General features: G+C 70.7%; 24 protein-coding genes. 8 read left to right on the forward strand and 16 right to left on the reverse strand.

Annotated features, from left to right (window positions below):
- The first annotated feature begins 59 nt into the window (after positions 1-59).
- The 5 genes from Psi02_RS01155 to Psi02_RS01175 all read left to right on the forward strand — a co-directional run bounded on the left by Psi02_RS01155 (position 60) and on the right by Psi02_RS01175 (position 6131).
- Positions 60-1085, forward strand: coding sequence for an ABC transporter permease (locus Psi02_RS01155; RefSeq protein ID WP_203970824.1), 1026 nt, complete (start codon positions 60-62; stop codon positions 1083-1085).
- A gap of 18 nt (positions 1086-1103) precedes the next feature.
- Positions 1104-2891 carry an ABC transporter substrate-binding protein gene (locus tag Psi02_RS01160; protein ID WP_203970826.1) on the forward strand — a complete coding sequence of 596 codons (1788 nt, stop codon included), beginning with the start codon at positions 1104-1106 and terminating at the stop codon, positions 2889-2891.
- A gap of 90 nt (positions 2892-2981) precedes the next feature.
- Positions 2982-3962, forward strand: coding sequence for an ABC transporter permease (locus Psi02_RS01165; protein WP_203970828.1), 981 nt, complete (start codon positions 2982-2984; stop codon positions 3960-3962).
- A gap of 76 nt (positions 3963-4038) precedes the next feature.
- Positions 4039-5103: an ABC transporter ATP-binding protein gene (locus Psi02_RS01170; protein WP_275415125.1), complete on the forward strand. Its 1065-nt coding sequence runs from the start codon at positions 4039-4041 to the stop codon at positions 5101-5103.
- Positions 5100-6131: an ABC transporter ATP-binding protein gene (locus Psi02_RS01175; RefSeq protein WP_203970830.1), complete on the forward strand. Its 1032-nt coding sequence runs from the start codon at positions 5100-5102 to the stop codon at positions 6129-6131. The genes Psi02_RS01170 and Psi02_RS01175 overlap by 4 nt, the downstream gene beginning before the upstream one ends.
- Positions 6132-6204: 73 nt before the next feature.
- On the opposite strand, the gene rpe is transcribed toward Psi02_RS01175, so the two are convergent.
- The gene (rpe, locus tag Psi02_RS01180) at positions 6205-6864 is read right to left on the reverse strand and encodes a ribulose-phosphate 3-epimerase (protein ID WP_203970832.1); all 660 of its coding nucleotides are present in this window, start codon (positions 6862-6864) and stop codon (positions 6205-6207) included.
- Positions 6865-6983: 119 nt separating this feature from the next.
- Between rpe and Psi02_RS01185 the strand changes: the two genes are divergently transcribed.
- Together Psi02_RS01185 and Psi02_RS01190 are read left to right on the forward strand one after the other, a co-directional pair.
- On the forward strand, positions 6984-7349 hold the full coding sequence (locus Psi02_RS01185; RefSeq protein WP_203970834.1) for a PadR family transcriptional regulator: 366 nt from the start codon (positions 6984-6986) through the stop codon (positions 7347-7349).
- Positions 7346-8257 (forward strand): hypothetical protein, encoded by a 912-nt coding sequence (locus Psi02_RS01190; RefSeq protein WP_203970836.1) that lies wholly within the window; start codon positions 7346-7348, stop codon positions 8255-8257. Before Psi02_RS01185 ends, Psi02_RS01190 begins: the two co-directional genes overlap by 4 nt.
- Positions 8258-8278: 21 nt before the next feature.
- On the opposite strand, the gene Psi02_RS01195 is transcribed toward Psi02_RS01190, so the two are convergent.
- From Psi02_RS01195 to Psi02_RS01220, 6 genes are read right to left on the reverse strand one after another with little or no spacing between them, the layout of a single operon-like run.
- Positions 8279-9787 (reverse strand): RsmB/NOP family class I SAM-dependent RNA methyltransferase, encoded by a 1509-nt coding sequence (locus tag Psi02_RS01195; RefSeq protein WP_203970838.1) that lies wholly within the window; start codon positions 9785-9787, stop codon positions 8279-8281.
- A 6-nt stretch (positions 9788-9793) separates the two neighbouring features.
- Positions 9794-10723 (reverse strand): methionyl-tRNA formyltransferase, encoded by a 930-nt coding sequence (gene fmt / locus Psi02_RS01200; protein ID WP_203970839.1) that lies wholly within the window; start codon positions 10721-10723, stop codon positions 9794-9796.
- Positions 10723-11271 carry a peptide deformylase gene (def, locus tag Psi02_RS01205; RefSeq protein WP_203950858.1) on the reverse strand — a complete coding sequence of 183 codons (549 nt, stop codon included), beginning with the start codon at positions 11269-11271 and terminating at the stop codon, positions 10723-10725. Before def ends, fmt begins: the two co-directional genes overlap by 1 nt.
- A gap of 41 nt (positions 11272-11312) precedes the next feature.
- Positions 11313-12527 (reverse strand): hypothetical protein, encoded by a 1215-nt coding sequence (locus tag Psi02_RS01210; RefSeq protein ID WP_203970841.1) that lies wholly within the window; start codon positions 12525-12527, stop codon positions 11313-11315.
- Positions 12528-12550: 23 nt separating this feature from the next.
- The gene (locus Psi02_RS01215) at positions 12551-14227 is read right to left on the reverse strand and encodes a hypothetical protein (RefSeq protein ID WP_239094499.1); all 1677 of its coding nucleotides are present in this window, start codon (positions 14225-14227) and stop codon (positions 12551-12553) included.
- A gap of 40 nt (positions 14228-14267) precedes the next feature.
- Positions 14268-16349, reverse strand: coding sequence for a primosomal protein N' (locus Psi02_RS01220; RefSeq protein WP_203970843.1), 2082 nt, complete (start codon positions 16347-16349; stop codon positions 14268-14270).
- A gap of 58 nt (positions 16350-16407) precedes the next feature.
- Between Psi02_RS01220 and Psi02_RS01225 the strand changes: the two genes are divergently transcribed.
- Complete coding sequence (locus Psi02_RS01225) at positions 16408-17079, forward strand: DUF1345 domain-containing protein (RefSeq protein ID WP_203970845.1); 672 nt, start codon at positions 16408-16410, stop codon at positions 17077-17079.
- A gap of 172 nt (positions 17080-17251) precedes the next feature.
- On the opposite strand, the gene metK is transcribed toward Psi02_RS01225, so the two are convergent.
- The 9 genes from metK to Psi02_RS01270 form a co-directional block, all read right to left on the reverse strand.
- Entirely contained in the window at positions 17252-18439 is a 1188-nt protein-coding gene (metK, locus tag Psi02_RS01230; protein ID WP_203950862.1) for a methionine adenosyltransferase, read from the reverse strand.
- A 172-nt stretch (positions 18440-18611) separates the two neighbouring features.
- Positions 18612-18980 carry a hypothetical protein gene (locus Psi02_RS01235; RefSeq protein WP_203970847.1) on the reverse strand — a complete coding sequence of 123 codons (369 nt, stop codon included), beginning with the start codon at positions 18978-18980 and terminating at the stop codon, positions 18612-18614.
- 117 nt (positions 18981-19097) lie between these two features.
- Positions 19098-20291: a bifunctional phosphopantothenoylcysteine decarboxylase/phosphopantothenate--cysteine ligase CoaBC gene (gene coaBC / locus Psi02_RS01240; protein WP_203970849.1), complete on the reverse strand. Its 1194-nt coding sequence runs from the start codon at positions 20289-20291 to the stop codon at positions 19098-19100.
- Between the two features lie 72 nt (positions 20292-20363).
- A complete protein-coding gene (rpoZ, locus tag Psi02_RS01245) occupies positions 20364-20627 on the reverse strand; it encodes a DNA-directed RNA polymerase subunit omega (protein ID WP_203880606.1) in 264 nt (87 codons plus the stop codon).
- An 11-nt stretch (positions 20628-20638) separates the two neighbouring features.
- Complete coding sequence (gmk, locus tag Psi02_RS01250; protein ID WP_203970852.1) at positions 20639-21202, reverse strand: guanylate kinase; 564 nt, start codon at positions 21200-21202, stop codon at positions 20639-20641.
- Between the two features lie 121 nt (positions 21203-21323).
- Complete coding sequence (gene mihF, locus Psi02_RS01255) at positions 21324-21647, reverse strand: integration host factor, actinobacterial type (protein ID WP_203880608.1); 324 nt, start codon at positions 21645-21647, stop codon at positions 21324-21326.
- Positions 21648-22055: 408 nt separating this feature from the next.
- Positions 22056-22754: an orotidine-5'-phosphate decarboxylase gene (gene pyrF / locus Psi02_RS01260; protein ID WP_203970854.1), complete on the reverse strand. Its 699-nt coding sequence runs from the start codon at positions 22752-22754 to the stop codon at positions 22056-22058.
- Complete coding sequence (locus tag Psi02_RS01265) at positions 22751-23725, reverse strand: dihydroorotate dehydrogenase (protein ID WP_203971574.1); 975 nt, start codon at positions 23723-23725, stop codon at positions 22751-22753. Before Psi02_RS01265 ends, pyrF begins: the two co-directional genes overlap by 4 nt.
- Positions 23726-23746: 21 nt before the next feature.
- Complete coding sequence (locus tag Psi02_RS01270) at positions 23747-24604, reverse strand: dihydroorotate dehydrogenase electron transfer subunit (protein WP_239094500.1); 858 nt, start codon at positions 24602-24604, stop codon at positions 23747-23749.
- Positions 24605-24609 lie beyond the last annotated feature (5 nt).

Consider the following 24609-nt stretch of genomic DNA (forward strand, 5'->3'; position numbering starts at 1 on the left):
AGGGTTCGTTCCAGTCGGATATCGCCGACCGTTATTGGCATCCGGGAGCACCGCCCACCATGACGTTCCCTTCCTCGACCGCGGCAGAGACAGGCTCGGACGCCGTCGACACAGTGGCCGCCGCAGCAGCCGGGCCCTCCGCCGCCGTCGTCGGGCGATCGCCCGGCCAGTTGATGTGGCGGCGCTTCCGCCGCGACCGGACTGGCATGATCTCGGCGGCCGTCGTACTCGCGTTCCTCCTGATCGCGCTGCTGGCACCGGTGATCTCCTGGGCGTACGGCAAGAATCCAGACACTCCCTACGGGCTGAACCAGCCCGGCCTGCTCAACGAGTTCGGTTACCCGATCCTGCCGAACGGCGGCATCAGCGGCGACTTCTGGTTCGGCCTCGAGCCCGGTCTCGGCCGCGACGTCCTCACGCAACTCGTGTACGGCATCCGCACGTCGATCACCATCGCGCTCATCGTGACGGTGTTGTCCACCGTCGTCGGGGTCACGCTGGGCATCACCTCGGGGTACGTCGGCGGCAAGGTCGACTACGCGATCGGGCGGGTCATCGACACATTGCTCTCCTTCCCGTCACAGCTCTTCCTGATCGTGCTCATCCCGGTCGTCGACTCCGCTCTGGTGCTGCCCAATCAGGAGACGCCGACCTGGCTGAGATTCGCGTCGATCTGCATCGTGCTGACCGTGCTCGGGTGGGCGACGACCGCCCGGCTGCTCCGCGCGCAGGTGCTGTCCCTGCGGGAGCGCGAGTTCATCGAGGCGGCCCGGGTGACCGGCGCGTCGCCGGCCCGGGTGATCTTCAAGGAGCTCATGCCCAACCTGTGGACCCCCATCATCATCCAGGCCACGCTCGCGCTCCCTCTCTACGTCGGCGCCGAGGCGGGCCTCGGCTTCCTCGGCGTCGGGATGCCGGAGACCACTCCCGACTGGGGCCGCATGTTCCTGGTGGGCTCCACCGTCTACCACTCCGACGTGACCTACCTCCTGTTCCCGGGCGTGTCGATGTTGATCTTCGTGATCGCCTTCAACCTGCTCGGAGACTCGATCCGCGACGCTTTCGACCCAAAGACGAAGCGCTGACCCCCTAGGAAGGACCACATGAGATCGCATCGCAGGCGAATCGCCACAGCGACGGCCGTGCTCGCTGTCGGCGCGCTGGCGCTGGCCGGCTGCGCCAAGGGCGGAGGAGGTGGCGCCCCCTCCGCGGCCGCGTCGAAGCCTCCGCTGGAGAACAAGGCGGTCAGTGCGATCACGGTCGGCACCGCCGCGGACTCCACCGGGCCCGCGCCCGAGGTCGCCGGCGCCAAGCCGGGCGGCACGGCCAACATGATCGACCGTGACGACTTCAGTCACCTCGACCCGGGCCGCGTCTACCTGAACTACAACGCGTCGGTGTCGCTGCTGTTCACCCGGCAGCTCACCAACTACAAGGAAGACGCGTCAGGCAGCATCAAGCTGGTCGGTGACCTCGCCACGGACACGGGCACCACCACCGACGGCGGCAAGACCTGGAAGTTCACGCTCAAGGACGGCGTGAAGTGGCAGGACGGCTCGGCGATCACCTCGGGCGACATCAAGTACAGCTTCGAGCGCCTGTTCGCCGACTTCATCACCGAGGGCCCGGACTACGCCGAGAGCTGGCTCGTCCCCGACCCCAAGAAGCCGTTCCGCGACCAGTACAAGGGCCCGTACGACGGCAAGGAACTCGACACCATCGAGACTCCTGACGACAAGACCGTCGTCTTCCACCTGAACGCCGCCCACCCGGACTTCAACTTCACCGTGGCCATGACCGGCTACGGCGCGGTGCCGAAGGCCAAGGACACCAAGCAGAAGTACGACAAGCAGCCGTTCTCCTCCGGCCCGTACCAGATCGTGAGTCACGTCACCGACAAGTCCCTGGACCTGGAGCGCAACCCGAACTGGGACAAGAACACCGACCCGATCCGGCACGCCTACCCGGACAAGTTCCACATGGAGTTCGGTCTCCAGTCGCAGCAGTCGACCGAGCGGTTCCTGGCCGACGCCGGCCCCGACAAGCAGGCGTTCACCTTCCACAACCCGGTCGCACCCGAGCGGGTCCAGGAGGTGCTGAACAACCCCGAGGCGATGAAGCGGTCCCTGCAGGGCCTGACCCCCTTCACGACCTTCTACAACATCAACACCAAGCGGGTCACGGACGTCAACGTCCGCAAGGCCATCGAGCTGGCGTGGCCGGCCAAGCAGTTGCAGCAACTCCAGGGCGGCGAGACCAGCATCGGTAAGATCGCCACCACGGTGATGAGCCCGACTGTGCTCGGTTACGAGGCCTTCGACCTGTACGGCAAGCTGGCCAAGCCCGAGGGCGACCCCGAGGCGGCCAAGAAGCTGCTCGCGTCGACGAGCACACCGACTCCGACGATCGTCTACGCGTACAACCAGACGCCGGTCCAGGAGAAGGTCACCATCGCCATCAAGGACGCGCTGAGCAAGGCCGGCATCAACGTGGTCGCCAAGCCGCTCAACGCGGCGACGTACTACGACGCGATCGGCCCGGTGGACAACGAGTACGACATCTACTGGGGCGGCTGGGCGGCCGACTGGCCGACCGGTTCGACCGCGATCCAGCCGTCATTCGACGGCCGCCTCATCGCGGACAACGCACCGAACTACACGCACCTGAACGTTCCGGAGATCGACACCGCCATCGACCAGGCCAACACCGTCACCGACCCCGTCGAAGCGGGCAAGGCCTGGGCCGCGATCGACCGGAAGATCATGGAGCAGGCCGCGATCGTTCCCGAGTTCTACCAGACCTACTTCGGTCTCTACGGCTCGGGTCTCGGCGGCGTCAGGTTCGACCCGATCCAGGGCGAGCAGTCCGCGCTCGACATCTGGGTCAAGTAGCAGCGACCGTCCCTGCCGCCCCGCCCCGCCCCGCGCGGGCGGGGCGGCGGGGACACCGGCCCGTTCACCGCCACGAGCAAGTGCGAGATCATGACCAGCTTTCTGGTACGCCGGGTAGTCGGCGCCATCGTGATCCTGATCCTCATCAGCCTGATCACGTTCTACCTCTTCTACGCCGTCCCCCGCGACCCCGCCCGGGCCTTCTGCGGCAAGATCTGCCCGCCGGAGACCCTGGAACTGGTCCGGCACAACCTGGGGATGGACAAGCCGCTGTTCGTGCAGTACTGGCTCTGGCTGTCCGCCATCTTCGTGGGCCGCGACTTCACCCAGTTCGGGCCCTGCCCGGCTCCCTGCCTGGGGTACTCCTTCGCCACCCAGCAGCCGGTCTTCAGCGCCATCGTGGACCGGTTCCCCGTGACCCTGTCCCTCACGCTCGGCGCCTCCGTCGTCATCCTGTCGTTCGGGATCCTGACCGGGATGCTGGCGGCGTGGAAGGTCGGGCAGCCGCTCGACAAGATCGCCAGCTCCTCATCCGTGATCGGCGCCTCGCTGCAGATCTACTTCGTCGGCCCGCTGGTGGTGTTCTTCCTGGTGGACACTCTCGGGCTGCTCCCGCGCCCCTCGTACGTCCCGTTCACCGAGGACCCGCTCACCTGGTTCGTGCATCTGCTGATCCCGTGGGTGGTGTTGTCGATCATCTTCACCGCCAACTACACCCGCATGACCCGCTCGCAGATGCTCGAGCAGCTCGCCGAGGACTACGTCCGTACGGCGCGGGCCAAGGGGATGTCCGGACGGTCGGTCTTCTTCCGGTTCGCCTGGCGCGGCGCGATGATCCCCATCATCACGATCTTCGGCGTCGACCTCGCGACACTGCTGGGCGGCGCGATCATCACCGAACAGACCTTCACCCTGCACGGCATCGGCGAGCTGGCCGTACGGGCCGTGCAGAACACCGACCTGCCGATGCTGCTCGGCGTGACCGTGGTCGGTGCGGCGGCCATCGTCATCCTGAATATCGTGGTCGACGTGCTGTACGCGTTCATCGACCCCCGCGTCCGGCTGAACTGAGACGAAGGCCTTCGCGCATGCACGCCGTATCCGTCCGCACCGAGCAGACCGGGCAGTACAGAAGCTGGAGCAGTAAGTGACCACCGTGTCGTGGAGCAGCGAGCCGGGGACCTCGCGCGGCCCTGGGCCGTTCCTGTCCGTCCGTGATCTCAGCGTGCGGTTCAGCACCGAGGACGGCGTCGTCCACGCCGTGGACGGGCTCTCCTTCGACGTGGAGAAGGGCACGACCCTCGGCATCGTGGGCGAGTCCGGGTCGGGCAAGTCCGTCACCAACCTCACGATCCTGGGGCTGCACGATCCCGCGCACACCGAGATCGACGGCGAGATCTGGCTGGAGGGCCAGGAACTCGTCGGGGCCGACGCCTCGGCCTTGGAGAAGCTGCGCGGCAACCGGGTCGCGATGATCTTCCAGGACCCGCTGACCTCGCTGTCCCCCTTCCACACGATCGGGCGGCAGATCGGGGAGGTGTACCGCAAGCACAAGGGCGCGAGCAAGAAGGAGGCCCGCGACCGCGCGATCGAGATGCTCGAACGTGTGGGCATCCCGCAGCCCGCCACCCGCGTCGATCACTACCCCCACGAGTTCTCCGGCGGCATGCGCCAGCGCGCGATGATCGCCATGGCTCTCGTCTGCGATCCCGATCTGCTGATCGCCGACGAGCCCACCACCGCGCTCGACGTCACCGTCCAGGCGCAGATCCTCGACCTGCTCAAGGACCTGCAGGAGCAGTTCGGCACGACCATCATCCTGATCACCCATGACCTGGGAGTGGTCGCCAACACCGCCGACAACGTCCTGGTGATGTACGCGGGACGGGCCGCGGAACGGGGCACGGTCCGCGAGGTCCTGAGCAAGCCGAGTCATCCGTACACCTGGGGGCTCCTGTCCTCCATGCCCCGGCTGACGTCGTCCGTCGACGTGCCGCTGACGCCCGTCCGCGGCGCCCCGCCGAGCCTGCTCAACCCTCCGGCCGGTTGCGCCTTCCATCCGCGATGCGACTTCCCGCAGCTCGTCGGATCGGATCTGTGCTTCACCCAACGACCGGACATCTCCCCCGAGAACGGGCACGGAGACGCCTGTTATCTCACCCTCCAGCAGAAGAGGGACATCCGCACCGGCGACACCGAGGAACAGGCATGAGCGAGACGCTGCTGGAGATGCAGGGGCTGACCAAGCACTTCCCCGTCCGGGGCGGCATGATCTTCAAGCACCAGGTCGGAAGCGTCCACGCCGTGGACGGCGTGGACCTGACCGTGGGAGCCGGAGAAGTCGTCGGTCTCGTGGGCGAGTCGGGCTGCGGCAAGTCCACCACCGGCCGGCTGGCCTCGCGCCTGCTCGAGCCGACGGCCGGCAAGATCCTCTACCAGGGCCGCGACATCAGCCACAGCTCGCGACGCGAGCTCAAGCCGATCAGGCCCGAGATCCAGATGATCTTCCAGGACCCCTACAGCTCGCTCAATCCCCGGCAGACCGTCGGCACGATCATCCGCGGCCCGATGGAGATCAACGACATCAATCCCGAGGGCGGTCGCAAGAAGCGGGCCCAGGAACTGCTGGAGATCGTCGGCCTGAATCCGGAGCATTACAACCGGTTCCCGCATGAGTTCTCGGGCGGGCAGCGCCAGCGCATCGGCGTCGCCAGGGCTCTGGCACTCGACCCCAAGCTGATCATCGCGGACGAGCCGGTGTCGGCCCTCGACGTCTCCATCCAGGCCCAGGTCGTCAACCTGCTCCAGCAACTCCAGCGCGACCTCGGCATCGCGTTCCTGTTCATCGCGCACGACCTCGCGATCGTCAGGCACTTCTCCCAGCGAGTGGCGGTGATGTACCTCGGCAAGATCGTCGAGGTCGGCGACCGTCAGTCGATCTACGAGCGGCCGAGGCATCCGTACACGCACGCCCTGCTCTCGGCCGTCCCCGAGCCTGACGTGACCAACGAGCCGCGCGAGCGCATCCGCCTGGCGGGCGACGTCCCCTCCCCCATCAACCCGCCGTCAGGCTGCCGCTTCCGCACCCGGTGCTGGAAGGCCCAGGACAAGTGCGCGACGGAGGTTCCGCCGCTGATCCAGCTGAACGGCAACCGCGAGGGGCACCTCACCGCGTGCCACTTCCCCGAGGCGCCCACGGTCCACGGGGACGACGTGGTGCTCGACCCCGCCCTCGTCTGACCACCCCGGCCGCCTCCAGGCGCCGGCCCGGCAGACCGTCCGGAGCCGGGAGGCGGCGCGTTCCGATCCGGGCTCAGGCCTGCTGCGCCAGCGCGCGCAGGCTCCGTACGGCCTGGGCAGGATCGTCGGCGCCGTATACGGCGTTGCCGGCCACGAACACGTCGGCCCCGGCCTCGGCGCAGCGCTCGATGGTCGCGGCCGACACGCCGCCGTCCACCTGAAGCCACACCTCGCCGCCGTACTTGTCGATGAGCCCGCGGGCCTTATTGATCTTGGGAAGCATGATGTCCAGGAAGCCCTGCCCGCCGAATCCGGGCTCTACGGTCATGACCAGGAGCATGTCGATCTCGGGCAGCAGGTCCTCGTAGGGGTCGACGGGCGTGGCGGGGTTGATGGCGAGCCCCGAGCGGGCTCCGGCCGCGCGGATCGCGCGGAGCGTGCGCACGGCGGCCTTGGCCGCTTCGGCGTGGATGGTGACGCTCGCCGCGCCGGCCTCCGCGTAGCCGGGTGCCCACCGGTCCGGATCGTCGATCATCAGATGGCAGTCGATCGGCGTGGAGGTCGCCTTCAACAGGGCCTCGACGACGGGCAGTCCCAACGTCAGGTTGGGCACGAAGTGATAGTCCATGACGTCCACGTGCAGCCAGTCGGCGACGCCCTCGACCCGGGCGGCCTCGTCGGCCAGGCGGGCGAAATCGGCGGACAGGATGCTGGGCGAGATCTGTACGGCCATAGTGGCAGCAGTCTATTTCTCCCCGGCCACACCTGGACCCCATGCCCGGACGCACCCCGGCGTGCTCTTGCAGATGAGTCAATTCATCGGTATATATCGTCCACATGAAGGATCGATCCATGCAGGAACCCACGTTCCTGATCCTGACGGCGCTGGCCGCGGGGCCCCAGCACGGCTACGGCATCATCACCGACGTCCTGGCGATCTCCGATGAACGGGTGCGGCTGCGCGCCGGCACGCTGTACGCGGCGCTCGACCGTCTCCAGGGGGAGGGAATGATCGAGACCGACCGTGAGGAGGTCGTCGACGGCCGCGCCCGCCGCTACTACCGGCTGACCTCCACGGGAGCGAGCCGGCTCGCCGTCGAGACGGAGCGACTGCGCCGGAACGTGGAGACCGCGGCCTCACGGCTGCGTGGACGTCCCGGCCTCGCGCTCGGTTCGCTCGTCCTGCGTCCGGGAACCGCGGGTGGGGGCGTCACGTGAACACACTCGAGCGGCGTTATCGCAGGTTACTGAGGTGGTATCCGAAGGACCACCGGTTCCTGCACGAAGAGGAGATGGTCGCCGTGCTCCTCGGGGGATCGGCCGCCGGGCAGAGCCGTCCGACCATGCGCGACACGTTCGACCTGGCGCGCGGCGGCCTGTCCATCCGGTTGCGTCATGCGATGGGACCGGAATCGGGGCACCTCTGGCTCGGGGCGCTCAACCTGGCGGCGCTGATCGGCCCGATCGTCCTGCTGCTCATGGAACTCACGCGGGCGACCGGGACGGCCGACGCGGCGCTCCGGGGATTCGCATCCCTGCAGGACGTGCTGCGGTCGCTCATTCCGGCCCTGCCGTACGGGCTGATCACCCTGCTCGCCTGGCTCGGGCGGAGGAGGCCCGCGGCGGTGTGCGCCTGGGCCTGGGTGGTGCTGTACACCTGGCTCGGCCTGAGTCCCGGCCTCGGCGTGCTGCCCTTCAACGTGTTCGACGGCGTCCCGCCCATCGACCTGCTGACGCCTTCGCTCCTGGTGTTCCGCGCCTGCCTGGTCGCGGTGACGCTCACACTGGCGCCGGCGCCGGGCCCCGCCTCGGTGGGCACGCGCAGACTGCTCACCTGGACGGCGGTGGCACTGGCCGCGCTCGTCGCGAGCACGTACGTTCCCGGCGCGGGCCTCGCGCTTCCCCTCTCGCTGGTGGCGGTTCTGGCGACCGTGGCGCTGCGCTCCCCCTCCGGGCGGAGAGCGGCGATCGCGTTGTTCCCCCTTGTGGCCGTGGAAGGCGTCTGGGGTCAGGCCGCGGTGGCCCTGCCTGTCGCCGCCGCGTTCTCCGCGGCGGTGCTGGCCCTCATCGCGTGGCTCGCGCGAACCGGTCGCGCCCCGTCGGCGCCCGGTGGCACCCCCGGGTGACCCCGGACGGCCCCGGACGCCTCACCTGCGGCGCATCAAGGCGACGAACATGGCGTCGGTCCCGTGCCGGTGCGGCCAGAACTGCGCGTACGGCCCGTCTCCCAGATCGGGGACCTCGGGCAGGAACTCCCTCGCGTCCAGCATCTCCACCCGGTCCCTGACGTCGTCCACGACCGCACGCGTCTCGGCGAGGTGCGGGGAGCACGTGACATAGGCGACCACGCCGCCGGGCCGTACCGCCTCGAGCGCGGAATCGAGCAGGCGGCGCTGCAGAGACGTCAGCTCGGGGATGCTCCGGGGGTCCCGCCGCCAGCGGGCCTCCGGCCGCCTGCGCAGGGCTCCGAGCCCGGTGCAGGGGGCGTCGAGCATGACCCTGTCGAAGGCTCCGGCGCGCCAGGGCGGCTCGGTTCCGTCGGCGACCACCACCTCGGCGTCCTTGGTGGTGCTCCACACCAGGCGGGCGCGGTGATACTGCGCGTCCGCGGCGAGCAGGTGCCCCCCGCCCTGTACGGCGATCGCGTCCAGCAGCCCGGCCTTGCCGCCCGGCCCCGCACACATGTCGAGCCAGCGGCCGTCGGCGTCGAGCGGCACCCGCGTGAGCGCGAGGGCCACGAGCTGGCTCGCCTCGTCCTGGACCGCCGCACGAGCCTCTCCCACGGCCCGCAGCGAACCGGGGTCCCCCTCGGGCAGGTAGACCCCGTACGGCGAGTACCTGGCGCGCTCCCCTCCCGCCTCGACGAGCTCCTCGACGGAACAGCGCCCGGGGCGGGCCACCAGGGCCACACGCGGCCGGTCGTTGTCGGCCGCCAGGAGGGCGGCCGTCTCGTCGACGTCGCCGCCCAGCGCGTCGCGAAGCGCGCTGACGATCCAGCGCGGATGGCTGTGGGAGACCGAGAGGTGACCGACCGGGTCCTCCTCACGCGGCGGGGCGACGATCGCGAGCCACTCCTCGAGCGTCCGCCCCGCGACCTTCCGCAGCACCGCGTTGGCGTATCGGGACGGGCCCGTGCCGACCCGGAGCCGCACGAGGTCGATCGTGGCGCTCACGGCGGCGTGCGGAGGGATGCGCGTCTTGAGGAGCTGGTGGACGCCGAGCCGTATGGCGTCGAGCAGGGGCGGGTCGACCTGCTCGGGAGGACGGTCGCTGCACGCGGCGATGATCTCGTCGTAGGTGCCGAGGCCCCGCAACGTGCCGTAGGCCAGCTCGGTGGCGAGCGCGGCGTCACGCCCGCTGAGCCGCCGCTGCCGGAGCAGCGAGGGCATGAGCAGGTTGGCGTACGCGTCGCGCTCGTCGACGGCCCTCATGAGGTCGTAGGCGGCGTTGCGGGCCTCGTCCCTCGTCGGGCGCTGAGGGCGGCGACGGCCTCCGGGGCCGCTTCCACCGCGCCCCTGGCCTCCGCCGCGCCCCTGCGAGCCTCCACGCCCCTGAGAGCCCCCACGTCCTTGGGAACCTCCCGCTGAGCCTCCTGACGCGCCGTGGACTCCCTGCGCGTCCCTGGCGGCCCCTCCGCCGCCTGTCTGGCTGCTCATCGGCGCTCAGCCCAGCCGGTCCTGGCCGGTGACGCGCATGCCGCGCGCCCATTCGGCCGACGTCATGAGGCGCTTGCCCTGCGGCTGCACCTCGCCCAGCTCGATCGGGTGACTGCCCGTCCCGACGAGCACGGACTTCTTGGACGCGGCCATCTCCCCGGGCTCGAGCTTGTCGGCCTCGGGCGCGAGCCGTACGGGGCCGAGCTTTACGCGCTGGCCGCGGAACTCCGTCCACGCGCCGGGGGCCGGGGTGCAGGCGCGGACGAGCCGGTCCACCCGCATGGCCGGAGCCGCCCAGTCCACCCGCCCGTCGTCCACCCCGATCTTGGGGGCGACGCTCACGCCGTCGACGGGTTGGGGCCGTGCCTCGAGGACGCCGTCCTCGACGCCGTCGAGCGTCGCCGCGAGCAGCCCGGCACCCGATTCCGCGAGCCGCGCGAGCAGGTCTCCGCTGGTGTCGTCCGGCCGGATCTCCTCGGTCACCACGCCGAAGACGGGGCCGGCGTCGAGTTCCTTCACGATCCGGAACGTCGACGCGCCCGTGATCTCGTCACCGTGCAGGACGGCATGCTGGACCGGTGCCGCTCCCCGCCAGGCGGGCAGCAGCGAGAAGTGCAGATTGATCCACCCATGGGGCGGGATGTCCAGCGCGGACTGCGGAAGCAGAGCTCCATAGGCGACGACCGGACAACAATCCGGATTTATCGCCCGCAGGCGGTCGAGGAAGCCCGGGTCTCCGGCCTTCGCCGGCTTGAGCACCTCGATGCCCGACTCCTCGGCGAGCTGGGCCACCGGGCTGGGGTGGACCTGCCGTCCCCGGCCCGACTGCGCGTCCGGGCGGGTCACGACGGCGACCACCTCATGGCGGGGCGAGTCCAGCAGGGCGCGGAGGGACGGGAGCGCGGTGTCCGGAGTGCCGGCGAAGACCAGGCGCACTACAGGGCCCTCCCGTGCGTCGCGTGCGGAGAGAGCTTCACGGCGGGCGCGGAAAGGCCGCTCCACTCGGCCTCCCGTACGGCCTTCATGGCCAGCTTGCGCTGCTTGGCGTCCATCCGGTCGATGAACAGCACGCCGTCCAGGTGGTCGGTCTCGTGCTGGAAGCACCGCGCCATGAGGTCGGTGCCCTCGAGCGTGATCGGCTCGCCGTGCATGTCGAAACCCCTGGCCACGGCCCGGATGGCGCGCGGCGTCGGGAAGGCCAGGCCGGGGAACGACAGGCACCCCTCCTCGCCCTCCTCGTCGAGCTCCTCGGACAGGTCGAGGTCGGGGTTGATCAGATGTCCCAGCTGCTCGTCGACGTAGTAGGTGAAGACCCGCAGCCCGACGCCGATCTGCGGCGCGGCCAGACCGGCCCCGGGCGCGTCCATCATCGTGTCGGTGAGGTCCTTGACGAGCTTGCGCAGCTCCTTGTCGAAGTCGACCACCGGCTCCGCCGGAGTGCGCAGCACCGGGTCGCCGAACAGGCGGATCGGCTGGATGGCCAACGGTGGGCTCCATTCACGTCGTTCTGTGGGATCAGCACAGTTTACGGGCGCGAGCGTGCCTTCATCGCCGTCTTCCTCGCCACCTTGGCGATCACGGGGTCGGGATGGTGGCCGCTGAGCATCTCCAGGACGGCGAGCGCGTCGGGATGGTCGCTCCTGCCCATCGCCGGCATCAGCGTCAGCAGGTCCTCGCCCAGGATGTCGTACTGCGTCATCGAGTCGACCGGGGCCGTGATGTAGAGCAGGGCGGCGAGGGTGTCCACGGCCACCCAGGCGCCGTCCCCCTCCCCCAGCGCCGGCGCGTCGAGGTCCCGCACGCCGAGCCAGGCCGCGGCGTACCGCGACATCATGGGCTCGTCGAGCGCCTCACGGACGGCGGGCTCCGCCTCCGGGCCCAGCTCCTCCAGGATCGTCCCCGCCGTGCCCCTCTGCGCGGCGTTCCCGGAGGCCGCGATCTTGATCAGATCGCGTGCGGCGTCCTCGGGCATCCGCTGCTCCAGCCAGAGCGTGGCGGCGCTCGCGGACGCCTTGCCCTGGAGCATCGAGTCGATCAGCTCGGCGGCGGTCAGCTCGGCGAACCCGGCGACCTCGTGCAGGGAAGGCGCGTCATGGCCCTCCCTGAGCAGGTCGCGGCGCACGGCCCACACGCCGGGCTGGGTGAGCCTGACGAGATCGCCGGTCACCTCGATCAGCCCGCAGTACTCCAGCAGTTTCATGGCCTCGGCCAGCTCGCCGGGCAGCGTCATCCGCAGCCGCTTGAGCTCCGTCTGGCGCGCCTCACACCCGACCTCGTGCGCCTGGAGGATGCCGGTGGCGAGCGCCGCGACCGGCATCCCGTCCCGGACCGAGTAGATCGTCGCCAGGATCTCCGTGAGGTGCTCGTCCACGACGCTCGAGCCGGTGAGGCCCTCCTCCGTGCGGTCGAGCACGTCCATCACCACGCCGTCCCAGAACTCCATGGGGTCGGCGACGCCGGGGCCGGGACGGGCTCCCGCACGGGTGATCTCGATGAGGCGCCCGTTCACCGCGACGACCCACAGCAGGTGGAGCCGCTTGGCGGCCAGACCCAGCTCGGCGACGGCGGCACGCGCGTCGTCGGTGGTCAGCAGGCCCTGCTCGGTGACCTCCCGGACGCCGGTCCATCCGGCCAGGCGTGCGGCGTCCCGCACCAGGGGGATCGCCCGCACCGTGTGAGCCAGCTCCGCATCGGGGGCGAGCTCGACCGGTGGAAAGGTGAGCACGTCGCTGTCGGCCATTCCAGCAACTTACTCCACACGCGTTACCGGATGCCCCGCGAACGTGCCTTGAACGCCGCCTTTCGGGCAGACTTCGCTGCCGCCTTGTCAGGAAGCGTGTTGCCGAGCAACTCGAGGACCTCGACGACGTCGGGATGGTCCACGTGCCACATGTCGTCGATCAGATGAGCGGGAGGACCTGACAGAGCGATGTTCTCCGCGAAGCCCTCGGGATCGGCCTCGGCCGCGGGAAGAGCCAGCGCGAGCATGTCGACGCTGAGCCACAACACCTCGTCCTGGGTCAGCGCCGGGGCGTCGAGCCCGCGCGTGGACAACCAGTGGATCGCGTGGGGCCGCAACTCCACGTCCTCGAGGTGGGCCCGCACCACGCCTGCGGCCTCCTCCCCCAGCCTGTCGACGATCGTGACGGCGATGCCGCGCACCTCTGCGGGCGCGCCCGCGACCGCGCCGAGCAACTCGGCGGCCGCCTCCTCAGGCGTACGCCTGGACAGCCAGGCGACGATGTCTCGCTCCGCCACCTCAGCGGGGAGCCCGTCGGTGATCAGACCGGCGATGAGGCCGCTCGCGTCCCCCTCCGCCAGGTCCGCCGCGATGGGCGCGGACACGCCCATCGCCTCGTATCGCGTGCGAAGACCCCACAGGCCATGGCCGGTCAGGGCGAGGCCGTCCTCGTCGTACTGGACCGTTCCCGCGTGTGCGAGGTCGTGGAACGCCTTCTCCAACTGGTCGATCGGGCGATCGGCCGCGACCTCCTGGAGGTAGTCGCGGATCGCCTCGAGCGGGACCGGCGCCTGCAGCCGGTAGAGCAGGTCGTGGATGGAGTAGATCTCCTTGTCGACGATCTCCACGCCGGTGATGTCCGCCGGCGCCTCGACCACGAAGTCCACCGTGCCGGCCCACAGGGTGAGGAGCTCGTCGTCGGGCACGGCGGCGAGCGGCCCGAGCCCCTCCCGGGCGAGGACGGCGGTGCCCTCCAGCCGGGCCAGCCCCAGGTCGAGGGCCAGCCGCCAGGCGAGGGCCGGCCTGCCGACGCCCAGCTCCGCCGTGAGCCGCCGGGCGTCCTTGACCCGCAGTTCCTTGCGCACGGTCGTGGTGCGCGCCTCACCGGCCATCCAGGCCGCCACGCGGTGGGCGTCCCGGAGCAGCGGCACCTCCCGTACGGCTCTCGCGACCTCCTGGGGGGACGCCAGCCGTACCGGGGGCAGCGGCGCGTACCCCGGGCGGTCGAACCCTTCTCCGGCCGTCTCGTCGAGCCCGTCCCGCGCCGGGTCCGTCCCGCCGTCGGCCATGTCGAGGGAGTCAGCGCCTATCGCGCTGAAGATGCTCTTGGCCATGCCGAACTTGGTGGTGTCGGCGAGGGCGCGGGGCATCTCGGGCTCGATCGCGTCGATCGTGGTGCGCATCCGGGCGGCCGTCTTGATGCCGATCTCGCCGGTGTCGAGCAGGAAGTCGACCAGCGTCCGCGCCGCCGCCACGGTCTCCGGTGCGCTCTCCGGCGGGGCGATGACCTTACGGGGGTAGATCTCCAGCAGGAGCTCCTCGAACGTGCCCGCACGGAAATCGCCGAGCTCGTTGACCTCCAGGTAGTCGCTGGCGTAGTCGCACAGCAGCCGCACCTCGTCGACGTCGACCTCGACGCCCTTCTCGTGCCCCCACGTGCGAAGGCCCTCGACGGCCAGGTTCACCCATTCGATCGACACAGGGAGACGCTAACGGGTTACTGTCAGCATCGCGAATCGGTCAGATCAGGTCCAGCGGATCGATGTTCACACGGACCACGTCCGCCGCTTTGCGCGCGGACCGGACGCCGCTGGCCCCCTTGAGCGCTCTGGCCAGCTTCGACCCCCCGTCACGCGAAATCCTGATCATGGCCCGCTCCAGGCCGCCGTCGACCGGCACCGGCCCCAGGATCTGCGCCCCTCCGGGCAGCGGGGTGTCGGCCAGCATCTCCCTGACGGCCGCGCCGGGGCCGGTGAGCGTCGCCATCCGCACCGCGGGCGGGAATCCCAGCTCCGCCCGGTCGGCCAGCTCTCGCTCGGCGAAGGTGACCGGGTCCCACCGCAGGAGCGCCTGCACCGCGGCCACCCCGGAGTCGGCGAGCACGACCACGTCCGCTCCCGGCCGCGTCAGGGCCGCGGCGTTCATCCACCGCCGCAGCGCCTCCTCCCCCGCGCGCAGGTCGGGACGGCCCAGCAGGGCCCAGCCGTCCAGCAGCACGGCCGCCGCGTACCCGTCCACGGGCATCGGCTCGGCCCCCGGAGTGGCGACGACGAGTGCGGGAGCCGAGCCGACCGTGGCGAGGACGCCGTCGCGGCCCGAGGTCCTGACGGTGACGGAGGGGAACGCCCGGCCCAGTTCCTCCGCGGTGCGCCGGGCGCCGACCACGACGGCGCGCACGTGGCCGCCGCCGCAGTTGGGGCAGCGCCAGTCGCCCGCCACCCGCCCGCACCACCGGCAGTACGGCATGGCATGGCCGCTGCGGAGCGCGAGCGGACCCGCGCACACCGGCCCGTCCTGCGCGGTGCCGGTGATCGCCCGGCAGCGGGCGGGGGCGCGGCACTGGCGGCAGGCGAGCGCGGGCAGGTATCCCCGCCGGGGCACCTGGACGAGCACCGGGCCGCTCTCCAGCCCCTGCTTGAGGGTCCGCCACGCGAGGTTCGGCAACCGGGCCGCGCGCGCGGCCTCGTCGCGGGACAGTTCGGCGTCGTCCCCCGTGGGCCGGATCCTGGGCGCCCGCGCCCTGACCTCCTCGCGTCGCGGCGTCAGCGGCGCCGCCCATCCCGTGGCGACGAGCTGGGTGGCCTCGGCCGTCCGCGCGTAGCCGCCGATCAGCATGCCGGCCTCCGCGCGGTGCGCGCGCAGCGCCAGCACCTCACGGGCGTGCGGGTACGGCGTCAGCCGTTCGGCGTGGACGTCGTCGCCGTCGTCCCAGATGACGACGAGCCCGAGATCGGCGACGGGGGCGAAGGCGGCGGCACGGGTGCCGACCACGGCCCGGGCCTGTCCGCGCAGCAGCTTCAGCCAGCGTCGGTAACGTTCGGCCGGGCCGAGGTCCGCGGTGATCGCGACGTGCGGGGTGCCGGCCAGCGCACGCTCGGCCACCGCGACGTCCTTGCCGTCCGGCACGACCACCACGACCCCACGCCCGCTCGCCAGCGTGACGCGCACGGCGGCGGCCACGGCCGCGGGCCAGGCCGGGCCTTCCGCGTCCGTCCCCGGGAGCGCCGACCAGACGGCGCGAGGCGCCCGTCCGGCCGCGAGAGCGGTCAGGAACGAGTGTCCCGCCGGGTAGGCCGCCCAGGCCCTCTCGCCGGCCTGCCGGTGGGCGTCGATCCCTTCGGAGCCCGCCCCCTCCGCCGGGGCGTCGGCGCGCGGCTCCGCTTCCACCCTGGCGTGCCGGGGCGGGACGGCCAGGCGCAGGACGTCGGACATGGTCCCGGCGTAGCGGTCGGCGACCGCTCTCGCGAGGCCTGCGATCTCGGCCGTGAGGACGGGCTCCGGCGAGGTCACCCGTTCCAGGAACGACAGTTTGCCCTTGTGGTCGCTGTGCTCAAGCCGTTCGAGGAGGAAGCCGTCGGTCAGCTGGCCGGAGAAGCGCACCCGCACCCGGCAGCCGGGCACGGCGTCCGCCGCCAGCTCCGCCGGCACGAGGTAGTCGAAGGGCCGGTCCAGATGGGGCAGCGGGGAGTCGATCACGATCCGCGCGACCGGCAGGTCCTCCGCGGCCTCCTTCGCGCCTTTCGCCCGGGTACGCCGGGAGGCCCTCCGGGGATCGGGAAGAAGCGCCTCCTGGGGGTAGGGTTCGCTGGTCGGCTCGGTCACGTCTACGTCCTACCAGACCCGGCCGGGGCAAGGCGCACGGCTACGGGCTGGCGGTGGCATGAACAGCGAGAACAGACTTCCGGTCTGGCTGCGCGAGACCGAGGCGGAGGGCCGCTGGACGGCCGCGGGCGCGGTCATCGCGGTGATCGTCATCCACGTCCTGCTTCCGGGCACGGTCAACATCAGTCCGCACTGGCTCATGCCCGCGCTGGAGTCGGCTCTGCTCGTCGGCCTCATCATCGCCAACCCGGTGGCCTTCACGCGGGAGAGCCGCCTGCTTCGCGCGGCCGACATCACGTTGATCGGCGTCATCAGCGCGTACAACGCCTGGATCATCGCGCGCGAGGTCACCAGGTTGATCGGCGGCCGGGAGCACGACGCCGTCAACCTGCTCACGACGGGCGCCGGCGTCTGGGTCATCAACGTCCTGCTCTTCGCCCTGTGGTACTGGGAACTCGACCGGGGCGGGCCGGTCGCCCGGGCCAAGGCACGCTCCCCGTACCCCGATTTCCTCTTCCCCCAGATGAGCGAGCGCGACGTCGCGCCGCCGGACTGGCGGCCCACCTTCGCCGACTACCTCTATCTGGCGTTCACGAACGCCACCGCGTTCAGTCCGACGGACGTGATGCCGCTGTCCCGCTGGGCCAAGATGGTGATGCTGGTCCAGTCGGCGACGTCGCTGATCGTGGTGGCACTGGTGATCGCCAGGGCCATCAACGTCCTCGCGTAGGACCGGCGAGGCGGAACAGGCCTTCACGCGAAACGGGCCTTTCGCACACGGAACGGCCCTTCACCGCGAACGGCCGTGGACGCGAAACGGCGCCCGCGCGAAGCGGGCGCCGTTTACGCGCTGTCGGTGCACCGGTGCGGCCGCCGTCAGACGGCGGGCCGCGTTCCGGCTGTCAGAGGCCGGCGGCCTTGCGGAGGGCCTCCGCGCGGTCGGTCGACTCCCAGGAGACGCCCTCCCGGCCGAAGTGGCCGTAGGCGGCGGTCTCGGCGTAGATCGGGCGGAGCAGGTCGAGCGCGCGGATGATCGCGGCCGGACGCAGGTCGAACACCTGGAGGACGGCCTCCTGGATCGTCTCGACCGAGACCTTCTCGGTGCCGAACGTCTCGATGAACAGGCCCACCGGCTTGGCCTTGCCGATGGCGTACGCCACCTGGACCTCGCAGCGGTCGGCGAGCTCGGCCGCGACGACGTTCTTGGCGACCCACCGCATGGCGTAGGCGGCCGAGCGGTCCACCTTCGACGGGTCCTTGCCGGAGAAGGCGCCGCCACCGTGACGGGCCATGCCGCCGTAGGTGTCGATGATGATCTTGCGGCCGGTGAGGCCGGCGTCGCCCATCGGGCCGCCGATCTCGAAACGGCCGGTCGGGTTGACCAGGAGGCGGTAGCCCTCGGTCTCGATGTCCAGCTCGGCGAGGACCGGCTCCACGACGTGCTCGCGGATGTCCGGGGTCAGCATCTCCCGGAGGTCGATCTCCGGCGCGTGCTGAGTGGAGACGACCACGGTGTCCAGGCGGACGGGACGGTCACCGTCGTACTCGATCGTGACCTGGGTCTTGCCGTCCGGCCGCAGGTAGGGCACGGTGCCGTTCTTGCGGACCTCGGACAGGCGCCGGGCCATCTTGTGGGCGAGCGTGATCGGCAGCGGCATGAGCTCGGGCGTCTCGCGGCACGCGTAGCCGAACATCAGGCCCTGGTCGCCCGCACCCTGGCGGTCGAAGTCGTCGAGACCCTCGCCCTCACGGTGCTCGTAGGCGTCGTCGACGCCCTGGGCGATGTCGGGCGACTGCGCGCCGATGGACACCGAGACGCCGCAGGAGGCGCCGTCGAAGCCCTTGTGGGACGCGTCGTAACCGATCTCGAGGATCTTCTCGCGGATCAGGGCGGGGATGTCGATGTAGGTCTCCGTCGTCACCTCGCCGGCGACGTGGACCTGGCCGGTGGTGATCAGCGTCTCGACGGCGACCCGGCTCTTGGGGTCGTCCTTGAGCATGGCGTCGAGAATCGCGTCACTGATCTGGTCGGCGATCTTGTCCGGGTGGCCCTCGGTAACCGACTCGGAGGTGAACAGGCGACGGGACAACTCTGTGGCTCCTCATGCAGCGGCTGCTGACGTTCGGAATCGGCCGGCGGTAGAAGCCCTACCGCGGCCGCTCCAATGCAGAGGCGAGTCTAGCCTTACGGGGCACGGCGCCGCGAAACCGTCCAGATTCCGGGCGCCGCGGCGCACCCCGCGTCGCGGGCCGGCCACGATCTCAGAGCTCGGGCAACGGGTCCCGTGGCAGGTCACCGGGGGTGAAGGCCTCGGTGTCCGCCGCCGCTACGACTGCGGCGTACTCGTCGTCGACCTCGAACATCATCCCCCCGAACTCGATCGTCGGCCCTCCTCGGGAGACGACCGGCCCCAGCCTGGTGCGGCGCGGGTAGGTCGCCCACACCCCCGACGGCTCGTCGCGGCCGAACATCGTCGTGGACAACAGCGTCACCGACAGGTCCGTCACGACGACGAGGAACGAGGCCGTGAGCGGCGGTCCGAGCGACAGGACCGGGAACACGTAGCGGATGTCGTCGCCGGAGCGCAGGTAGGTGCGACAGCGCTCCCTGATCGAGGCGGACACCGGCATGGCCATCGCTCCCTCGCGCCACCACCATGTAACGGCTGGTCGCGGCAGGCCGGGACGACTCCCGTGACGGCGAACGGAACCACCCCGTGAAACGGGCCGGATCCTGCCGGGGGCCTGTCAGGAGAGGCGCGCCACCACCAGATCCCAGACTACGTCCGCGAGATCCTCTTTGGGACCCCTGGGAATCTCCACGGACCCGCCGTCCGCGGACAGGACGACGGCGGCGTTGTCGGGCGTGCCGAACGCGAGGTTCTCCCCCACCTGGTTGACCACGAGCAGATCGCAGCCCTTGCGCTCCAGCTTGGCCCGCCCGTTCGCGAGGACGTCGTCGGTCTCGGCGGCGAAGCCCACGAGCACCCGGGGGAAGGCCGCGGTCCTGCGGATCTCACCGAGTTCCGCCAGCACGTCCGGGTTCTTCGTCAGGTGGATGGGCTCGGGCTCACCCGAGGATTTCTTGATCTTCGATTCGCTCTGCCGTACGGGCCGGAAGTCGGCCACCGCGGCGGCCATCACGACGGCGTCGGCGTGGCCCGCGGCCGACAGGACGGCCTCGCGGAGCCGCCGGGCGGAGTCGACCCGCACCACCTTGGCTCCCGCCGGGTCCGGCAGCCCGACGTTGGCCGACACGAGAGTGACCTCGGCTCCGCGCGCGACGGCCGTGCGGGCGAGCGCGTATCCCTGAAGCCCGGACGAGCGGTTGCCGATGAAGCGGACGGGGTCGACGGCCTCGCGGGTGCCTCCGGCGGAGACGACGACATGGCGGCCGGCCAGGTCGAGGCCGCGGCCGGACACCACTCGCCGGCAGACCTCGAAGATCTCCACGGGATCGGGCAGCCGCCCGGGGCCGGTGTCGGCTCCGGTGAGCCTGCCGACGGCGGGCTCGATCACGAGCGCGCCGCGTTCACGCAGGGTGGCGACGTTCGCCCGGGTCGCGGGGTGGTCCCACATCTCGGTGTGCATGGCGGGAGCGAAGACCACCGGGCAGCGGGCGGTCAGAAGCGTGTTGGTCAGCAGATCGTTCGCCAGGCCGTTGGCAGCCCGGGCGAGGACGTCCGCCGTGGCGGGGGCGACCACCACGAGATCGGCGCTCTGCCCGATGCGGACGTGCGGCACCTCGTGGACCGACTCCCACACCTCGGTCGTCACCGGGTTGCCGGACAACGCGGCCCAGGTGGGCTCACCGACGAACCTCAGGGCGTCACGGGTGGGCACGACGCGCACGTCGTGGCCGGACTCCGTGAACAGGCGCAGCAGCTCGCAGGATTTGTAGACCGCGATGCCGGCGCTGACGCCCAGAACGATCGAGCTCATGCGGATGTCACAGGGCTGTGCCTGCTCAGGGGCGCCCGGGACCGCGTGAGCGGGACGAGCGCCGCGAGCAACTCAGCCCTCGATGGGCTCGGAGGTGAGCAGACCATCGCTGACCTCGCGGAGCGCGATGGACAGCGGCTTCTCCTGCGCGTGGGTCTCCACGAGGGGCCCGACGTACTCGAGCAGGCCCTCGCCGAGCTGCGAGTAGTACGCGTTGATCTGGCGCGCCCGCTTCGCGCCCATGATCACCAGGCTGTACTTGCTGTCGACGATGTCGAGCAGCGAGTCGATCGACGGGTTGGTGATGCCTTCGGCATATGCGGCGCTGCTTGCCACGTTTGATTCCTCTAGCTAGATGAACTTCTCATCAAGGCTATCAGCCGGTGGCACACATCCTTGACGGATGTGTTGACGAGTGTGAGGTCGAACTCCTTCTCGGCCGCCATCTCGACCAGGCCGGCGTCCAGCCTGCGGGCCACCACGTCGGGCGGCTCGGTGCCGCGTCCGCGCAGGCGGCGCTCCAGCTCTTCCCACGTCGGCGGAGCCAGGAAGACGAGCTGCGCCTCCGGCATGCTGCACCGGACCTGACGCGCGCCCTGGAGGTCGATCTCGAGCAACGTCGGCACGCCTGCCGCGAGTCTCTCCATGACGGGAGAGCGCGGCGTCCCGTACCTGTTGCCGGCGAACTCGGCCCATTCCAGGAGCTCTCCGGACTCGATGAGCCGGTCGAACTCGTCGTCGTCGGCGAAGTAGTACTCGACTCCGTGCTTCTCGCCGGGACGGGGCTTACGGGTTGTCACCGAGACCGACAGCCACACCTCAGGGTGTGACCGCCGGAGCTCGGCGACGACCGTTGACTTCCCGACACCCGACGGACCGGACAGGACCGTCAGGCGCCGGTTCTGGAGCATGGAGCCACCGCCACTTGTCTCGGATCCGCTGGAAGCGGCTGCCTCGTGGGCCCGATTCTCAGCGGACCAAGACGTGCCGGTCACTCCGTACCCCCGTGATACGCGTTCGTCGAAACCGAGATCAGCTCTCGGCACCGCCGAACTCGCGCTCCAGGGAAGCGCGCTGGTTGGCACCGAGACCCCGCACACGGCGGGATTCGGCGATACCAAGGCGCTCCATGAGCTGCTTGGCGCGGACCTTGCCGACGCCAGGGAGCGACTCCAGCAGAGCCGAGACCTTCATCTTGCCGATGACGTCGTCGGTCTGCCCATCCTTCAGCACCTCAGCCAGAGAAACCCCGCCGTGCTTGAGCCGGTTCTTGACCTCGGCACGCTCCTTGCGTGCCTTGGCAGCCTTCTCAAGAGCTGCGGCGCGCTGCTCGGGGGTCAGGGGAGGAAGAGCCACGCCGGGTCACCTCGAATTTCTGTCGATGTACTCGGACGGGAGGGGAAACTAGCTGGTCTATGCCCCATCCGGCAACGTCAAGGGCTGTTTCCGTGCCCACAAAATTGATTCTACTACTTTTGGTAATGTAAATATCACGCTTTGTCTATGAAAACCGCCTCATCAGCCCTGTAACCGAGTGACCCTCGGGAGACGCGATCGGCCCGCGAAACGGCCCGCTCGAAGGCCTCGCGAGACCGCCGCGAAGCCCGCCCGGCCGTACGCCCGGGGAGGCCGGAAAGGGGCGTCCGCGACGCGTCGGCGGTGCCAGAAATCACACAAATCGGGCGCGGTTGGGGGCCCCGGAACACGCGTCCGGGGCCGGGCCGCGAGGTCGCAGTGACTCACGCGCCGCAACGCCGCGGGGTCTCAGTGACTCACGCGCCGCAACGCCGCGGCGATGCCCGCGGCGGCCGCTCCGGGGTCCGCCGAGCCGGTGATCGGGCGGCCGATGACGAGAAGATCGGCCCCCTGGCTCAGGGCGTCCTCCGGAGTCGCTACTCTTGCCTGATCCTGAGTGTCGGCACCGGCAGGCCGCACACCCGGGGTGATGAGCATGATGTCCGGCCCCACCTCCGCACGCACGGCGGCGACCTCGCGCGGCGAGCAGACGAGGGCCTGGGCGCCCGCGCCGACCGCGATCGCGGCCAGCCGGCGCGCGGCGTCGACCGGAGCTCCCTCGATGCCGATTCGGGCGAGATCGGCCTCGGAGAGCGACGTGAGAAGTGTCACGGCCGCGATCTGGGTGTTCGGCGCCGCCTCGACGGCGGCCTGGATCATCGCGGAGCCGCCGGACGCGTGGACGGTCAGGATGGCCGGCTTCAGCCGTCCGACCGCGCGAGCGGCCGCCGCCACCGTGTTCGGGATGTCGTGCAGCTTGAGATCGAGGAAGACCTGGACGCCGCTCGCCCCGCGCACCGAGGCGATCACGTCGGGACCGTAGCGAAGGTAGAGCTCGAGCCCCACCTTCACGGTCGACACGTGGGGCGTCACCAGGCCCGCCCAGCGGGCGGCGGTCTCCAGGTCGGGCGCGTCCAGCGCGACGGCTATGGGAGCGGGCGTCGTCACAGGGAACTCTCTTCCAGATCGGTTCTGCCCCGGGGTCCTGACCCCGGGGGGTGGTGGGCAAGGCCGACGGCGTCCGCCAGGCGGTCGAAACCGCGCTCCGTGAGAAGCTCCTCAAGCTCTCTCTGGATGCGGGGGCAGGCGTACGGGTCGTGGAACAGGGCAGAGCCCACAGCGACCGCGCAAGCCCCCGCCAGGACGAACTCCAGCGCGTCCCTGCCGGTCGTCACGCCGCCCATGCCGATGATGGGCACCCCGGGCAGCGCCGCGTGGACCTGCCAGACGCACCGCACCGCCAGGGGCCGGATGGCGGGGCCGGACAGGCCTCCTGTGCCCGCCGCCAGGGACGGGCGCATGGTGTCCACGTCGACGCTCATGCCGACCGGCGTGTTGATCATGGCGAGGGCGTCCGCGCCGCCGTCGACGCACGAGCGCGCGACGGCCACGATGTCGGCCACGTCGGAGGCGAGCTTGGCGATCACCGGGATGTCGTACCGCGTCGCCGCCCGGACGGAGGCCACCACCTCCGCCGCCGACGACCCGTCGCGGGCGAACACCCTGCCGCGGTCCTCGACGTTCGGGCACGACAGGTTGACCTCGACGGCCGTCACGCCCGGCGCGTCGGCGAGGCGGCGCGCCAGCGCGGTGTACTCGGCCACGGTGCCGCCGCCGATGGACACGACGGTGCGCGCGCCCCGCTCGGCGAGCCACGGCAGCTCCTGCGTCAGGAAGGCCTCGACGCCGGGCCCCTGGAGGCCCACGGCGTTCAGCAGCCCCGACGGCGTCTCCGCCATCCGCGGCGTCGGGCGGCCGGCCCGCGGCGCCATCGTGATCGATCGGGTGACGAACGCGCCGAGCCGCGTGACGTCGAAGAACTGCGCCAGTTCCCGGCCCGTGCCTCCGCATCCGGAGGCGGTGAGGACCGGGTTGGGCAGCTCGACGTGGGCGATGTAGCTTCTGAGGTCGGCCCCTATCGCCGCTCACCCCAGCCATGCTCAGGCATGCCGTCCCCCCGGCGCGCCCAGAGCGTCGAACGGGATGGTCCCGACGTCCTCGAACCGGACGCGTTCCCCCCGGAACACCGGCCCGTCGGTGCACGCCCTGACCATGCGGGTCACCCCGTCGTCGCCGATCACGGGCAGCACGCAGGTCATGCACACGCCGATGCCGCAGGCCATGGACTCCTCGACCGCGACCTGGACCGGGATGTCGAACTCGACCCCGACCGCCGTCACCCCCTGCAACATCGCCATCGGACCGCACGCGTAGACCACGTCGGCCCTGGCGTCGGCGATCACCCCCGCGAGCACGTCGGTGACCTTGCCGCGCATGCCGAGCGAACCGTCCTCAGTGGTCAGCGTGGTGGTCTCCCCCATCCGGCGCGCTCTGAGCGCGCCGAAGACCCGGTCGGCGCTCGGCGCGCCCAGCACGAAGTCGATCCGGCAGCCGCGCTGCTGCAACGCGTCGCCCAGCGCGAAGAGCGAGGCCGAGCCGTACTCGCCGCCCACCAGGACGCAGGTGCAGGGGTCGCGCGGAAGCGGGAACGGCCGTCCGAGCGGTCCGACCAGATCGAGGGTGTCCCGTGCGCGCAGGTCGGCCAGCCAGGCCGTACCGGGGCCGCGCACGGTGAAGACCAGCTCCACCGTGCCACCGTAGTCCGGCTTGACGTCGTGGATGGCGAAGGCCCGCCGAGTCAGCATCGACGTACTCGGGCCTCCCACCGCGACGCCGACGAAGTGGCCGGGACGGGTCCGGTCGGCGACGCCCGGCGCGACAACGGTGAGCGCATGGTAGGCGTCCACCCGGCGCGTCGTCAGCACCGTGCCCGTCACCTGCACCGGACTAGCCGCCACCCGCT

The sequence above is a fragment of the Planotetraspora silvatica genome (assembly GCF_016863315.1).
GTDB lineage: Bacteria > Actinomycetota > Actinomycetes > Streptosporangiales > Streptosporangiaceae > Planotetraspora > Planotetraspora silvatica.